This is a genomic window from Nocardia abscessus NBRC 100374 (assembly GCF_000308455.1).
GTDB classification, from domain to species: Bacteria; Actinomycetota; Actinomycetes; order Mycobacteriales; family Mycobacteriaceae; genus Nocardia; species Nocardia abscessus.
Genome location: NZ_BAFP01000137.1, coordinates 1 through 12,623, shown reverse-complemented (window position 1 = coordinate 12,623; position 12,623 = coordinate 1). Strand labels below are relative to the sequence as shown.

Genomic DNA, 12,623 nt, shown 5'->3' with positions numbered 1-12,623 from the left:
TCCACAGAGTGACGGTGTTCATGGGCCATCCGACGGGGACACGCTAGGTTCTCTACCGTGGGGTCGGACGCATCGCTGGGAGAAGAAATGAGCACATCGGCCATGAGCGAGCGCGGCGAGCGAATCATGGACACGGCGCACGGCGGGCACGGCGGAGCCGGAGACGACGTGAGCACGGTCGTGGCCGGAGTCGACCTCGGCGATATCGGGCTCGCCGACACGGTACGCTCCGGCTTGGCCCAGGTGGAGAAACTCCTGGTCGATGAGCTGTCCGACGGTGCGGAATTCCTCCAGGAAGCCGCGCTGCACCTGGCCAAGGCCGGCGGAAAGCGATTCCGTCCGCTGTTCACCATCCTCACCGGGCAGCTCGGCCCGCGCCCCACCGATCCCGCTCTGGTCACCGCGGGCACCGTGGTCGAGCTCGTGCACCTGGCCACGCTGTACCACGACGACGTGATGGACGAGGCCCCGATGCGGCGCGGCGCCCCGAGCGTCAACTCGCGGTGGGGCAACAACATCGCCATCCTCGCGGGCGATTACTTGTTCGCGCACGCGTCCCGGCTCACCTCCACCCTCGGTCCCGACGCGGTGCGCATCATCGCCGAGACCTTCGCCGAACTCGTCACCGGCCAGATGCGCGAGACGATGGGCGCCCGCGAATCCCAGGACCCGGTCGAGCACTACCTGCGTGTGGTGTGGGAGAAGACCGGTTCGCTCATCGCCGCCTCCGGTCGTTTCGGCGGCACCTTCTCCGGCGCCGACCCCGAGCACGTCGAGCGCCTGGCCCGCCTCGGCGACGCGGTCGGCACCGCCTTCCAGATCTCCGACGACATCATCGACATCTCCTCCGCCTCCGAACAGTCCGGCAAGACCCCTGGCACCGATTTACGCGAAGGCGTGCACACCCTGCCGGTGCTGTACGCGCTGCGCGAGGAGGGCGCCGAGGGCGACCGCCTGCGCAAGCTGCTGGCCCGCCCGCTGGAAACCGACGACGAGGTCGAAGAGGCGATCGACCTGCTGGCCGATTCGCGCGGCATGGCACTGGCCAAGGAGAAGCTGCAGGGCTACGCCGACCTCGCCTACGCCGAGCTGTCCGCGCTGCCCGGCGGCCCGGCCAACGACGCGCTCGAGCGGCTGGTGCGCTACACCATCGAACGCGTGGGCTGATTTCGGCGCGGTGCGGGATTCACCGGAACTTTGCCTGAAGCTTCGATCGTTGAGCTGCTGTAAGGCGACTCGGTGAACGGGGGAGCGGCAAGGGAGACGTATGCACGGGCACGGGTTTGCGAACGGACTGAAGACCTTCGTGCTGATGGTGGGCCTTTCGGCCCTGATCGTGCTGATCGGTGCGCTGTTCCGCAACCCGACGATCCTGGTCGTCGCGATCGTGCTCGCGGTGGGCATGAACGCCTACGCGTACTTCAGCAGCGACAAGATCGCGTTGAAGGCTATGCACGCGCAGCCGGTCAGTGAGCTGGAGGCTCCGGTCATGTACCGGATCGTGCGTGAGCTGGCCACCGCCGCGCGCCAGCCGATGCCGCGGCTGTACATCAGCCCCACGAACGCACCCAACGCCTTCGCCACCGGTCGCAACCCCCGCCATGCCGCGGTCTGTTGCACCAGCGGCATCCTGCAGCTTCTGGACGAGCGGGAATTGCGGGCCGTGCTCGGTCACGAACTCTCGCACGTCTACAACCGCGACATCCTCATCTCCTCCATCGCGGGGGCGCTCGCGGCGGTCATCTCCGGTGTGGCCAATCTGGCCATGTACATGTCCATGTTCGGCGGCAACCGCAATGGCGGCGGCCCGAACATTCTGGCCGTGCTGCTGGTGTCGCTGCTGGGTCCGATCGCGGCCACACTGATCAAGCTGGCCGTCTCGCGCTCGCGCGAATTCCAGGCCGACCAGTCCGGCGCCGAACTCACCGGCGACCCGCTGGCCCTCGCGTCGGCGCTGCGGAAGATCGAGCGCGGCGTCCAGGGCGCCCCGCTGCCGCCGGAGCCTCGGCTGGCGGCGCAGTCGCATCTGATGATCGCCAACCCGTTCCGCCCGGGTGAGAAGGTCACCCGCTGGTTCTCCACCCATCCGTCGATGAACGAACGCATCGCCCGGCTGGAGGAAATGGCGGGCGGTCCGCGCCGGTACTGAGTCTCTGCGGCCCAGGTCGTCTACGGCCGGCTGGTCTTCGTATGAATGCGACCGCGCCCTGCGTGCCCGCGGTCAGCGGTAGTTGACGAACTGCAGCGCGATCCCGAAATCCTCGCCCTTCAACAGGGAGATGACGGCCTGCAGATCGTCGCGCTTCTTGCTGCTCACCCGCAGCTCCTCGCCCTGGATCTGCGCCTTCACGCCCTTGGGGCCCTCGTCACGGATCTTCTTGGAGATCTTCTTCGCGTGCTCGGAGTCGATGCCCTGCACCAGCGAACCGGTGATCTTGTACACCTTGCCGGAGGAGACCGGCTCGCCCGCGTCGAACGCCTTCAGCGAGATGTCGCGGCGGATCAGCTTCTCCTTGAACACCTCCAGCGCGGCCTTCACGCGCTCCTCCGCCTCCGCGGTGAGCACGATCTTGTCCTCGCCGGACCATTCGATCGACGCGCCGGTGCCGCGGAAGTCGTAGCGGGTGTTGAGCTCCTTCTCCGCCTGATGCAGGGCGTTGTCGACCTCCTGCCGGTCGACCTTGCTCACAACATCGAAAGACGAATCAGCCACACTGCGCTCCTGTTCTGACGGTCCGACGGGTGAGCTGAACCGGACGCTTCCAGCCCCCGTCAGTTCTACCCGGAGACCCGAGGGTAGTCGCGCCGCACGGCCGATAGCCAGCCGGTTTGCATTCAGGGTGTGGGTTCGATGTATTCTGCTCAGCGCGCGAAACAATGCGCGAACGGCAGGTTGCCCGAGCGGCCAATGGGAGCAGACTGTAAATCTGTCGGTGAAAGCCTACGTAGGTTCGAATCCTACACCTGCCACTCCGCTCACTAGGCGAGCCCTGTACGCAGAAAGCGCGTACAGGGCTCGCTTCGTAATGTCTTGTGGGGGTGCAACCCCCACGCCCCGCCCGGCGGGGCTTCGCCCCCCGGACCCCCCTTCGGTGGTTGCGTTGGTCACGCATGTTCCATTGTCTTGTGTGCGGCGATCGACAGACGTCTGTCGTCGGCGCGTATCGCGCCTGTGTACATCCACCCCTCGGGCGTCCACCTCGGTCCGTTCACACACCTACCCGCCCGTTGTCGATCAATCGTTTCGGCTGGGCGCCTGTGATCGGGCGATTGTTCGGTCTTCTCGACGTCGTCAGGACGCATCACTTTCCGTTCCACGCGCGGCGGCAGTCTCCCGCCCGCCGTGAACCGCCCGCCCGCGCGGCCAAAAAACACAGCTTTGACCACGCGGTTTGGTGCGGAGACCGGTGAGTGTGTAATCTCGTTCAAGACTTCACCGCGCTGAGGTCGGGCGTTCAGAGCTCGGTGCGGAAGTAGTCATGCCCCCTTAGCTCAGTCGGCAGAGCGTTTCCATGGTAAGGAAAAGGTCAACGGTTCGATTCCGTTAGGGGGCTCGCCGGATTGCCGGTGGTGACCGACTCGGCATCGCTCCCGTAGTGCGGGCTCGGCACCATGGCAATGCGACGCCGTGGCGGTGTAGCTCAGTCGGTAGAGCAAACGACTCATAATCGTTGTGTCGCCGGTTCAAGTCCGGCCATCGCTACCACAACCGATACAAGACCATCAGGTACCGGAAAGAAGGCATATCGTGGCCGCGAAGTCCACCGATGTCCGGCCAAAGATCACCTTGGCCTGCGAGCAGTGCAAGCACCGCAACTACATCACCAAGAAGAACCGGCGCAACGACCCGGATCGGCTGGAACTGAAGAAGTTCTGCCCGAACTGCGGCACGCACCGGGCACACCGCGAATCCCGCTAGTCCTCCACGCGTGAACTACCGCGTGGTGTAGCGCCGGGAGTCGCATCCCGGTATCTCGGGCCGTGGCACCGCGAGGGCCGGACAGATGTCCGGCCCTGACGCATTTTCACGGTGCGGGTGCGGTGGTGAGCGCTCCGCAGACTCCGGGTGACGGGGTCAGATAGGTACAGTCCTCCCGTGACAATCAACACCGGTACAGACGAAGCGGTCCAGACGGGCGAGGCGCTCGACCCCGCCGGAAACGCCGCGGCGATGGTCGGTCACCACTACCGCGTCGACGACTACTACGAGGTCGGCCGCGAGAAGGTGCGTGAATACGCCCGCGCCGTGCAGGACTACCACCCGGTGCACTGGGACGAGGACGCGGCGCAGGAGTACGGGTACGACAACCTGCTCGCGCCGGTCACCTTCATCTCCCTGGTCGGGATCCTGGCCCAGCGCAAGCTGTTCGAGGAGGTAGTCACCGGTTACGACCTCAGCCAGATCATGCAGACCGACCAGATCCTCGAGTTCCATCGCCCGATCAAGGTCGGCGACCAGCTCACCTGCGACGTCTACCTGCATTCGTTCCGCCAGGCCTTCGGCGGCGACATCATGGTCACCAAGAACATCGTCACCGCACAGAACGACGAGCTGGTACTCACCACGTACACCACGCTCGTCGGGCGCAGCGGTGCCGACATCGACCCGAACCTCAACGCCGCCGTCCGCAACGTGCTGATGCACGGCATCGGCGAAGAGGCGCCGGGGCATCACCCGCGCAGCACCCCCGCGGCGACCGAGGCGGCCGCACCGGTCGCGCCCGTGGCGGAGGCGGTGCGCACCAAGCACGCCATCCGCTTCGAGGACGTCTCGGTCGGCGACGAGCTGCCCGCCCGCACCGTTCGGCTCACCCGCGGCGATCTGGTGAACTACGCGGGCGTCTCCGGCGACGCCAACCCGATCCACTGGAGCGACGAGGTGGTGAAGCTGGTCGGGCTGGAGAACGTCGTCGCCCACGGCATGCTCACCATGGGCCTCGGTGGCGGATTCGTCACCTCCTGGCTCGGCGATCCCGGCGCGATCAAGGAGTACAACGTCCGCTTCACGAGCCCGGTCTACGTGGGCACCGACGAGGCCGCCGAGGTCGAGTACACCGGTAAGGTGAAATCGGTCGATCCGGAGAGCAAGACCGCGGTCGTGGCGATCGTGGCGAAGGCGGCGGGGAAGAAGATCTTCGGCCGCGCCACCGCGACGGTGCAGCTGGCCTGACCAGCTACGGCGACCCGGATTGGCTAATGGCGCGCACGGTAACGTACACTCAGGTTTCTGGGGTCGCCAGCCGCTGCGCGCTGCTCTGAGGGGCTGGTTCCAGGTGATCCGCGAGGAGCACCGACGGGGCCGGCAACTGCCGGAGTGGCGCGCGTGTTGTGTGACACCAGTGCACAACTGAATATCGAACAGTGGTTGGACGGCCATCAGTGTCCAACCGAAGGGGCGTAGCTCAACTGGCAGAGCAGCGGTCTCCAAAACCGCAGGTTGCAGGTTCAAGTCCTGTCGCCCCTGCCCTGATTGCCAGCGACGAGAGAGGATCGACGTGAGCGAGCGTAGCGAGCGAGCCATTGGCACAGCGCGCATCGCGCACGGCGGCACCGAGCGCAGCGAGGAGAAGGCGTGAGCGACGAGCGGGACATTCGCCGCGGCGCACATGCCGCCGACCAAGGCGATGACACCGCCGCGGCGACACGGCCGAGCGGAAAGCGGTCTGCTCGGCGGACTCGCGCTGCGTCTTCTCAGGTCGACACGGGCACGGTCGCCACGCTCGACCGTCCGCGAAAGGCAACCAAGACCGATCGGGCCGAACGCAAGTCGGGTAATCCGTTCAAGCGTTTGATCAAGTTCCTGCGCGAGGTCATCGCGGAACTGCGCAAGGTGATCTGGCCCAACCGGAAGCAGATGGTCACCTATACGAGCGTTGTTCTGGTGTTCGTGATTTTCATGGTCGCGTTCATCAGCGGGTTGGATCTGGCGTTCATCAAGGGTGTCAACTGGCTGTTCGGCTAGCTGAACGACGCCGACGCCGGTAGCCGATCCCGGGGCGGACACGGGTGGCAGTGATTTCGCCGCGCGCCCGGCCCGGCACGCAGAGGATGTACGTGACGACACAGGAAGCGAGTGCCCCAGTGAGCACCCCGGAGAACGACACACACGACAAGTTCCCGGCCGACGACGCGGTGGCCGAGCCCACCGACTCCGTCGAGGAGTTCGCGACCGACGAGCCCGCGGTCGAGGAATCGGAGCCCGCTGAGTCCGCCCCTGCCGTCGACGCCGAGCCCGCCGATCCCGTCGCCGAGATGAAGGCCGCGCTGCGGCGCGCCCCCGGCGAGTGGTACGTCATCCACTCCTACGCCGGCTACGAGAACAAGGTGAAGGCCAACCTCGAGACCCGCGTGCAGAACCTGGACCTGGAGGACTACATCTTCCAGGTGGAGGTGCCCACCGAAGAGGTCACCGAGATCAAGAACGGGCAGCGCAAACACGTCAACCGCAAGGTGCTGCCCGGTTACATCCTGGTCCGGATGGAGCTGAACGACGAGTCGTGGGGCGCGGTGCGCAACACCCCGGGCGTCACCGGATTCGTCGGCGCCACCTCGCGCCCGTCGCCGCTGTCCATCGATGACGTGGTGAAGTTCCTGGTCCCGGCCGCGCAGCAGCAGAAGAAGCCGTCCGCGGCGGCCGCCTCGGCGAGCGCCGAGTCGGCGGGTGGCGAAGTCGCGCCGAAGCCGGTCATCGAGGTCGACTTCGAGGTCGGCGAGTCGGTGACCGTCATGGACGGCCCGTTCGCGACGCTGCCCGCCAGCATCTCCGAGGTCAACGCCGAACAGCAGAAGCTCAAGGTGCTCGTGTCGATCTTCGGCCGCGAGACCCCGGTCGAGCTGGCGTTCACCCAGGTCGCGAAGATCTAGATCCGTTCCGTCAGCGACGGGATGAATCGGCCCGCGCCGCGGGTTGACGCACCAGACTTGCAAAGAGCAAGGACAACAAACACCTAGGAAAGAAAGATGCCCCCCAAGAAGAAGAAGCTCGCCGGGATCATCAAGCTTCAGATCCAGGCCGGCCAGGCGAACCCGGCCCCTCCGGTCGGCCCCGCGCTCGGTCAGCACGGCGTCAACATCATGGAGTTCTGCAAGGCGTACAACGCCGCGACCGAGTCGCAGCGTGGCAACGTCATCCCGGTCGAGATCTCGGTGTACGAGGACCGGTCGTTCGACTTCAAGCTGAAGACCCCGCCCGCCGCCAAGCTGCTGCTCAAGGCCGCAGGCGTGCAGAAGGGCTCGGCGGAGCCGCACCGCCTCAAGGTCGCCAAGGTGACCATGGACCAGGTGCGTGAGATCGCCAAGACCAAGCAGGAAGATCTGAACGCCAACGACCTCGAGCAGGCGGCCAAGATCATCGCGGGTACCGCGCGTTCGATGGGCATCACCGTCGAAGGCTGAGCGGAATCGCTCCCTGGTGGGAGGGCCGGCCAGGCCCGATAACCACGTCTGAACTACCAACACAGCGGCGCGAGCGACGGGCTCGGAGGCGGAAGCCTGCGTGACCACGGAGAGCCCCGGGAGCGCCGCGGATCGAACAGGACAGAGAATCATGGCAAAACGAAGCAAGGCGTACCTCGCCGCGGCCGAGAAGGTCGATCGCAATAAGCTCTACTCCCCGCTGGCCGCCGCGCGCCTGGCGAAGGAGACCTCCACCACCAAGACCGACGCGACCGTCGAGGTCGCCGTGCGTCTGGGTGTGGATCCCCGCAAGGCGGACCAGATGGTCCGCGGCACGGTCAACCTGCCGCACGGCACCGGTAAGACCGCCCGCGTCATCGTGTTCGCGGCGGGCGAGAAGGCAGCCGAGGCCGAGGCCGCGGGCGCCGACGCCGTCGGCGCCGAGGACCTGATCGAGCGGATCCAGGGCGGCTGGCTGGACTTCGACGCCGCGATCGCCACCCCGGACCAGATGGCCAAGGTCGGCCGGATCGCGCGCGTTCTCGGCCCGCGCGGCCTGATGCCGAACCCGAAGACGGGCACGGTCACCACCGACGTGACCAAGGCCGTCAACGACATCAAGGGCGGCAAGATCAACTTCCGCGTCGACAAGCAGGCCAACCTGCACTTCGTCATCGGCAAGGCGTCCTTCGACGACAACAAGCTGGTGGAGAATTACGGCGCCGCGCTGGACGAGATCCTGCGTGCCAAGCCGTCGACCGCCAAGGGCCGCTACGTCAAGAAGGTGACGGTCTCGACGAACACCGGACCGGGCATCCCGGTGGACCCGAACCGCACCCGCAACCTCCTCGAAGACGAAGCGTAAGCAGCAGCTGAGCTGACCACAACGGCGGGAACGCATACGCGTTCCCGCCGTTGTGCGTATCCGGACTAAAACAGCCCCGCGCCGTCGTTGGGCTCAGTGTGACCGTTGTTCTGTTGATCTCCGGCAGCACTCGCGCCGCCTCCACGAATTCCGCCGCTCTGCGGACGGTCTCGGCGATCGCCCCGGACGGCGTCGAAACCCGCTGGTACGACGGCCTCGCGGAGTTGCCCGCCTTCAACCCGGACGACGACGGCACCTCTCATTCATCGGTCCTCGCGCTTCGTGAACAACTTTCGCGCGCCGACGCCGTGCTGTGGTGCACCCCGGAATACGCGGGCACCTTGCCGGGCAGCCTGAAGAACCTGCTGGACTGGACCGTCGGCACCGGTGATCTCTACCGCAAGCCGGTCTCGTGGATCACCGTCGCGCCCGCTGGGCGCGGCGATGGCGCGACCGCGACCCTGCGCAGTGTGCTGGGATATGTAGGCGCCGACGTCGATCCCGACGTGGGCGCACGAGTGCCGGTGCTGCGCGAGGACGTCGGCCCGGACGGACTGATCGCCACCGCCGAATTCCGGTCCGGTGCTTCCGCCGTGCTGCGCGGGCTCGTACGGCATGCCGAGCGCGCGAGGCCCTAGAGGACGCTACCTGGCTGAGGGCGCGGCATCTTCCTGCTGGGCGGGGGCGGTGTCCGATCGGCGCTATGGCGTCGGATCACCCTGCGAATCAGCCGATTTCCGCCATCCGAGCAGCATGGACTCGCCGGACCGCGCGCCCCACGGCAGGAAGATCGCCACGAGCACGGCGCACACGGCGACCGCGCCCGCGGCCACCAGCGACGCGGCGTGCGAACCTTCGAGCATCGCGGTCTTCATCGCGACGATCAGGTTCTCGCGCTGGGTCTCGAAGAACGGCGGCAGCGGACGTTTACGCATTTCGATCACACTGAGCAGGCTGGCTTTCACCAGGCCCTTCTCGTCGTCGTTCATCAGCCCGGCAGGTACGGCGTCGATGCGCGGTGCGATGCGACTGCTGTAGTAGGAAGCCACGATCGAGCCGAGCACGGCGACGCCGAGCGTGCCGCCGATCTCCCGGGTGGTGTCGTTGACCGCGGATCCGGCGCCCGCCTCGTTCAGCGGCAGTGAGTTCATGATCGATTCGGTGGCCGGTCCCTGCACGATGGCCAGGCCGAGCGCCATCGAGACCATCGACGGCAGCACGTCGGTCAGATAGCCGCTGTCCACGGTCACCTGACCACCGAGGTAGAGACCGGCTCCGGTCAGCAGCAGACCGAACACGATGACGGGCGTGGCGCCGAGCCGTTGTGCGAGAAGGGTGGCGATGGGAGCGCCCGCGGCGACCGACAACGCGAAGGGCAAAGAGGCGATGCCGAATTCGAGTGGCGTGTATTCCCGTACGCCCTGGAAATACTGGGTGATGAGGAACAGGAAGCCGAACATCGAGAAATAGCCGACCGCGATGGCCAGCGCGGGCATGGAGAATCGGCGATCGCGGAACAGTCGCAGATCGAGAATCGGTGTGGCGGTGCGCAATTCCCAGGCGACGAATCCGGTGAGCAGCGCGGCGCCGAGCGCGGCGGTGCCCAGCGTCGGCACCGACAGCCAGCCGTGTCGCGGCGCCTCGATGATCGACCACACCAGCGACGTGATGCCGGTGACGGACAGCGCTATGCCGAGCACGTCGAGTCTGCCCACCCGGGACGAGCGCGACTCGGGCACCCAGATCAGCGTCGCGACCGCGGCGACCAGCGCGGCAGGCACATTGATCCAGAACACCGCGTGCCAGGTGAAGTGTTCGAGCAACCAGCCGCCCGAGATGGGGCCGATGGCGATCGCGAAGCCCGCCATGGCGGTCCACGCGGCGACGGCGAGCGCGCGCTCCCTTCGTTCGGTGAAGATATTGATGATCAGCGCGAGCGTCGCGGGGAAGACGGCGGCGGCGAAGACGCCCATGGCGGCGCGCGCCGCGATGACCGCGCCCATGGAGTCCGCCAGTGCGCCGCCGATCGACATGACGGCGACACCGGCCAGGCCGATCATCATCACGCGCCGACGGCCGTACCGGTCGCCCAGGTTGCCGAAAGCGAGCAAGAGTCCTGCGAAGGTCAGCGTGTACGCGTCGACCACCCATTGCAGGCCGCTGATGCCGGTGGACAGGTCGACGCCGAGGGAGGGCAGCGCCACGTTGACGATGGTGTTGTCCAGGACGACGAGTAGTTCCGCCAGGCAGATCACGGCCAAGGCGGCGAAGCGGGCGGTGCGTCGTTCCAGCACCTTCGGTGGATCGACTATGGAGATTGCCATAGTTCGGCAGCCTACGGGCTATCTGTCACCGCGAGTAACACTTTTCTTGGGCGATGTCGGCCACAGTCGAGTTCAAATGTGAGTCGCGACACAGCTGTAGAACGGTGAAACGGGTTTCGATCCGGTTCTCGCCGGGGCCGTTTTGGCAGATGGGAACCTATGCAGGTACATTGGACAGCAGTTATCGACGAGTTCGATCGCTACCCAATCCGTTCTACCGAAGACCGTTGGTCGCCGATCCCGTATGGGTTCGGTCGAAGGTCCGGCGACATTGCCGGCGGCCCACGCAGGGAGAGCCGAGGCTGGGAATTGGTCCGGGTCTGTCCCGAATCGGTTTTCTGTTGCGCCCCGGAACGCTCTGCGTTCGGGGCGTTTGTTTTGTCGCCGGCCCCTGATCGGTAGTTCGCGTATACGAACCGACCAATCAGAGAGGAGGCGAAGTATGGCAAAACCCGAGAAGGTCACCGCGGTCGAGGAGATCGCGGAGCAGTTCAAGAGCTCGACGGCCACCGTCGTCACGGAATACCGTGGCCTGTCGGTCGGCAAGCTCACCGAGCTGCGGCGCGCGCTCGGCGCCGAAGCCACGTACTCCGTCGCCAAGAACACCCTGGTCAAGCGGGCCGCCGCAGAGGCGGGCGTGGAAGGCCTCGACGACCTGTTCGTCGGACCGACCGCGATCACCTTCATCACCGGTGAGCCGGTCAACGCGGCCAAGGCCCTGAAGACCTTCGCGAAGGACAACAAGGCGCTCATCATCAAGGGCGGCTACATGGACGGCGCTCCGCTGTCCGTGTCCGAGGTCGAGCGGATCGCCGACCTGGAAACCCGCGAGGTGCTGCTGGCCAAGCTGGCCGGCGCGCTGAAGGGCAACCTCGCCAAGGCCGCCGGTCTGTTCAACGCTCCCGCCTCGCAGGTGGCCCGCCTGGCCGCCGCGCTGCAGGAGAAGAAGCAGGCCGAAGAAGGCGGATCTGCCGCCGAGTAAGACCGGGCGGCACGACTCGCCCGCATAGACATCAGCTACCGAAAGGAAACAACAATGGCCAACGTTGACGAACTGCTCGAGACCTTCGGCAACATGACCCTGCTCGAGCTGTCGGACTTCGTGAAGAAGTTCGAGGAGAAGTTCGAGGTCACCGCTGCCGCTCCGGTCGCCGTCGCCGCCGTCGGCGGTGCCGCCGCTCCGGCCGAGGCTGCCGAGGAGCAGGACGAGTTCGACGTCGTCCTCGAGGGCGCGGGCGACAAGAAGATCCAGGTCATCAAGGTGGTCCGCGAGATCGTCTCCGGCCTGGGCCTGAAGGAAGCCAAGGACCTCGTCGAGAGCGCTCCGAAGCCGATCCTGGAGAAGGTCGCCAAGGATGCCGCCGAGGCCGCCAAGGCGAAGCTGGAAGAGGCCGGCGCCAAGGTCTCGGTCAAGTAATTCCCGACCGGAACACGCCGAACGGGCGGTCCCCTTTGTGGGGACCGCCCGTTTGCGTTTTCCGGCAACCTGGCCGCTACTACCGATACCGAAAGGATTGCGGAGTTACTCCGCAGTCAGGTTGGGGTGTGCCCGATCTGTCCCATGAGTTACAGTGACCGAACCCACTGTGACGTGACGCACCGTGATGACCGAGCGCGCGGTTCGCCGGTGGGGCAGCTCGCTGAGAATTGTGGAGGTTGGCGTGGGCGTCGAGGTCAGGACCGAGAGTGTAACCAAGTCTTTCGGTTCCCAGCGAATTTGGCAGGACGTGTCTCTGACGTTGCCCTCGGGCGAGGTCAGCGCGCTGTTGGGTCCATCCGGCACCGGTAAGTCGGTGTTCCTGAAGTCGCTGATCGGACTTCTGCGCCCGGAACGCGGCTCCATCTACATCGACGGCACCGATATCACCACCTGCTCCAACAAGCAGCTCTACGAGATCCGCAAGCTGTTCGGCGTGCTGTTCCAGGACGGAGCGCTGTTCGGGTCGATGCATCTGTTCGACAACGTGGCCTTCCCGTTGCGCGAGCACACCAAGAAGAGCGAATCCGAGATCAAGAAGATCGTCATGGAGAAGCTGGAA

The 12,623-nt window shown here is 66.0% G+C and carries 14 protein-coding genes and 4 tRNA genes; 16 read left to right on the top strand and 2 right to left on the bottom strand.

What is annotated here, in order from left to right; all coding sequences use genetic code 11:
- Positions 1-126 precede the first annotated feature (126 nt).
- Together ON19_RS27340 and htpX are read left to right on the top strand one after the other, a co-directional pair.
- Positions 127-1,167, top strand: coding sequence for a polyprenyl synthetase family protein (locus tag ON19_RS27340; protein WP_051169357.1), 1,041 nt, complete (start codon positions 127-129; stop codon positions 1,165-1,167).
- A 100-nt stretch (positions 1,168-1,267) separates the two neighbouring features.
- Entirely contained in the window at positions 1,268-2,149 is an 882-nt protein-coding gene (gene htpX / locus ON19_RS27335) for a zinc metalloprotease HtpX (RefSeq protein ID WP_043698940.1), read from the top strand.
- Positions 2,150-2,221: 72 nt separating this feature from the next.
- Here the strand turns inward: htpX and ON19_RS27330 are convergent, their stop codons facing one another.
- Positions 2,222-2,713, bottom strand: coding sequence for a YajQ family cyclic di-GMP-binding protein (locus ON19_RS27330; protein ID WP_043698938.1), 492 nt, complete (start codon positions 2,711-2,713; stop codon positions 2,222-2,224).
- Between the two features lie 174 nt (positions 2,714-2,887).
- Between ON19_RS27330 and ON19_RS27325 the strand changes: the two genes are divergently transcribed.
- The 11 genes from ON19_RS27325 to ON19_RS27275 all read left to right on the top strand — a co-directional run bounded on the left by ON19_RS27325 (position 2,888) and on the right by ON19_RS27275 (position 8,898).
- Positions 2,888-2,970 (top strand) — tRNA-Tyr (locus tag ON19_RS27325).
- Positions 2,971-3,481: 511 nt separating this feature from the next.
- A tRNA-Thr gene (locus tag ON19_RS27320) sits at positions 3,482-3,554 on the top strand.
- 76 nt (positions 3,555-3,630) lie between these two features.
- Positions 3,631-3,706: transfer RNA gene (locus ON19_RS27315), tRNA-Met, on the top strand.
- Positions 3,707-3,748: 42 nt separating this feature from the next.
- Positions 3,749-3,919 carry a 50S ribosomal protein L33 gene (gene rpmG / locus ON19_RS27310; protein WP_011211653.1) on the top strand — a complete coding sequence of 57 codons (171 nt, stop codon included), beginning with the start codon at positions 3,749-3,751 and terminating at the stop codon, positions 3,917-3,919.
- 183 nt (positions 3,920-4,102) lie between these two features.
- Positions 4,103-5,170, top strand: a complete 1,068-nt coding sequence (locus tag ON19_RS27305; protein ID WP_043698971.1) for a fused (3R)-hydroxyacyl-ACP dehydratase subunits HadA/HadB — start codon at positions 4,103-4,105, stop codon at positions 5,168-5,170.
- Between the two features lie 221 nt (positions 5,171-5,391).
- Positions 5,392-5,464 (top strand) — tRNA-Trp (locus ON19_RS27300).
- Between the two features lie 108 nt (positions 5,465-5,572).
- Positions 5,573-5,962, top strand: coding sequence for a preprotein translocase subunit SecE (gene secE / locus ON19_RS27295; RefSeq protein WP_043698936.1), 390 nt, complete (start codon positions 5,573-5,575; stop codon positions 5,960-5,962).
- A gap of 119 nt (positions 5,963-6,081) precedes the next feature.
- Positions 6,082-6,864, top strand: coding sequence for a transcription termination/antitermination protein NusG (gene nusG / locus ON19_RS27290; RefSeq protein WP_043698970.1), 783 nt, complete (start codon positions 6,082-6,084; stop codon positions 6,862-6,864).
- Between the two features lie 96 nt (positions 6,865-6,960).
- On the top strand, positions 6,961-7,395 hold the full coding sequence (gene rplK / locus ON19_RS27285; protein ID WP_043698934.1) for a 50S ribosomal protein L11: 435 nt from the start codon (positions 6,961-6,963) through the stop codon (positions 7,393-7,395).
- Between the two features lie 151 nt (positions 7,396-7,546).
- A complete protein-coding gene (gene rplA, locus ON19_RS27280) occupies positions 7,547-8,260 on the top strand; it encodes a 50S ribosomal protein L1 (protein WP_043698933.1) in 714 nt (237 codons plus the stop codon).
- Between the two features lie 98 nt (positions 8,261-8,358).
- Positions 8,359-8,898: an NADPH-dependent FMN reductase gene (locus tag ON19_RS27275; protein ID WP_043698932.1), complete on the top strand. Its 540-nt coding sequence runs from the start codon at positions 8,359-8,361 to the stop codon at positions 8,896-8,898.
- Positions 8,899-8,961: 63 nt separating this feature from the next.
- On the opposite strand, the gene ON19_RS27270 is transcribed toward ON19_RS27275, so the two are convergent.
- Positions 8,962-10,584, bottom strand: coding sequence for an MFS transporter (locus tag ON19_RS27270; protein ID WP_086006733.1), 1,623 nt, complete (start codon positions 10,582-10,584; stop codon positions 8,962-8,964).
- Positions 10,585-11,026: 442 nt separating this feature from the next.
- Here ON19_RS27270 and rplJ point away from each other — a divergent pair, with 442 nt between their 5' ends.
- The 3 genes from rplJ to ON19_RS27255 form a co-directional block, all read left to right on the top strand.
- On the top strand, positions 11,027-11,566 hold the full coding sequence (gene rplJ / locus ON19_RS27265; protein WP_043698931.1) for a 50S ribosomal protein L10: 540 nt from the start codon (positions 11,027-11,029) through the stop codon (positions 11,564-11,566).
- Positions 11,567-11,620: 54 nt separating this feature from the next.
- On the top strand, positions 11,621-12,001 hold the full coding sequence (gene rplL, locus ON19_RS27260; RefSeq protein ID WP_043698929.1) for a 50S ribosomal protein L7/L12: 381 nt from the start codon (positions 11,621-11,623) through the stop codon (positions 11,999-12,001).
- Positions 12,002-12,188: 187 nt separating this feature from the next.
- Positions 12,189-12,623: ABC transporter ATP-binding protein (locus ON19_RS27255; RefSeq protein WP_157229863.1), on the top strand; the 435-nt coding region annotated here is incomplete at its 3' end.

What these genes read in the sequence shown, in the direction of transcription:
- ON19_RS27340 (WP_051169357.1), top strand. Translation starts at nt 127, where the DNA reads ATGGACACGGCGCACGGCGGGCACGGCGGAGCCGGAGACGACGTGAGC.
- htpX (WP_043698940.1), top strand. Translation starts at nt 1,268, where the DNA reads ATGCACGGGCACGGGTTTGCGAACGGACTGAAGACCTTCGTGCTGATG.
- rplK (WP_043698934.1), top strand. Translation starts at nt 6,961, where the DNA reads ATGCCCCCCAAGAAGAAGAAGCTCGCCGGGATCATCAAGCTTCAGATC.
- rplA (WP_043698933.1), top strand. Translation starts at nt 7,547, where the DNA reads ATGGCAAAACGAAGCAAGGCGTACCTCGCCGCGGCCGAGAAGGTCGAT.
- ON19_RS27270 (WP_086006733.1), bottom strand. Translation starts at nt 10,584, where the DNA reads ATGGCAATCTCCATAGTCGATCCACCGAAGGTGCTGGAACGACGCACC.
- rplJ (WP_043698931.1), top strand. Translation starts at nt 11,027, where the DNA reads ATGGCAAAACCCGAGAAGGTCACCGCGGTCGAGGAGATCGCGGAGCAG.
- rplL (WP_043698929.1), top strand. Translation starts at nt 11,621, where the DNA reads ATGGCCAACGTTGACGAACTGCTCGAGACCTTCGGCAACATGACCCTG.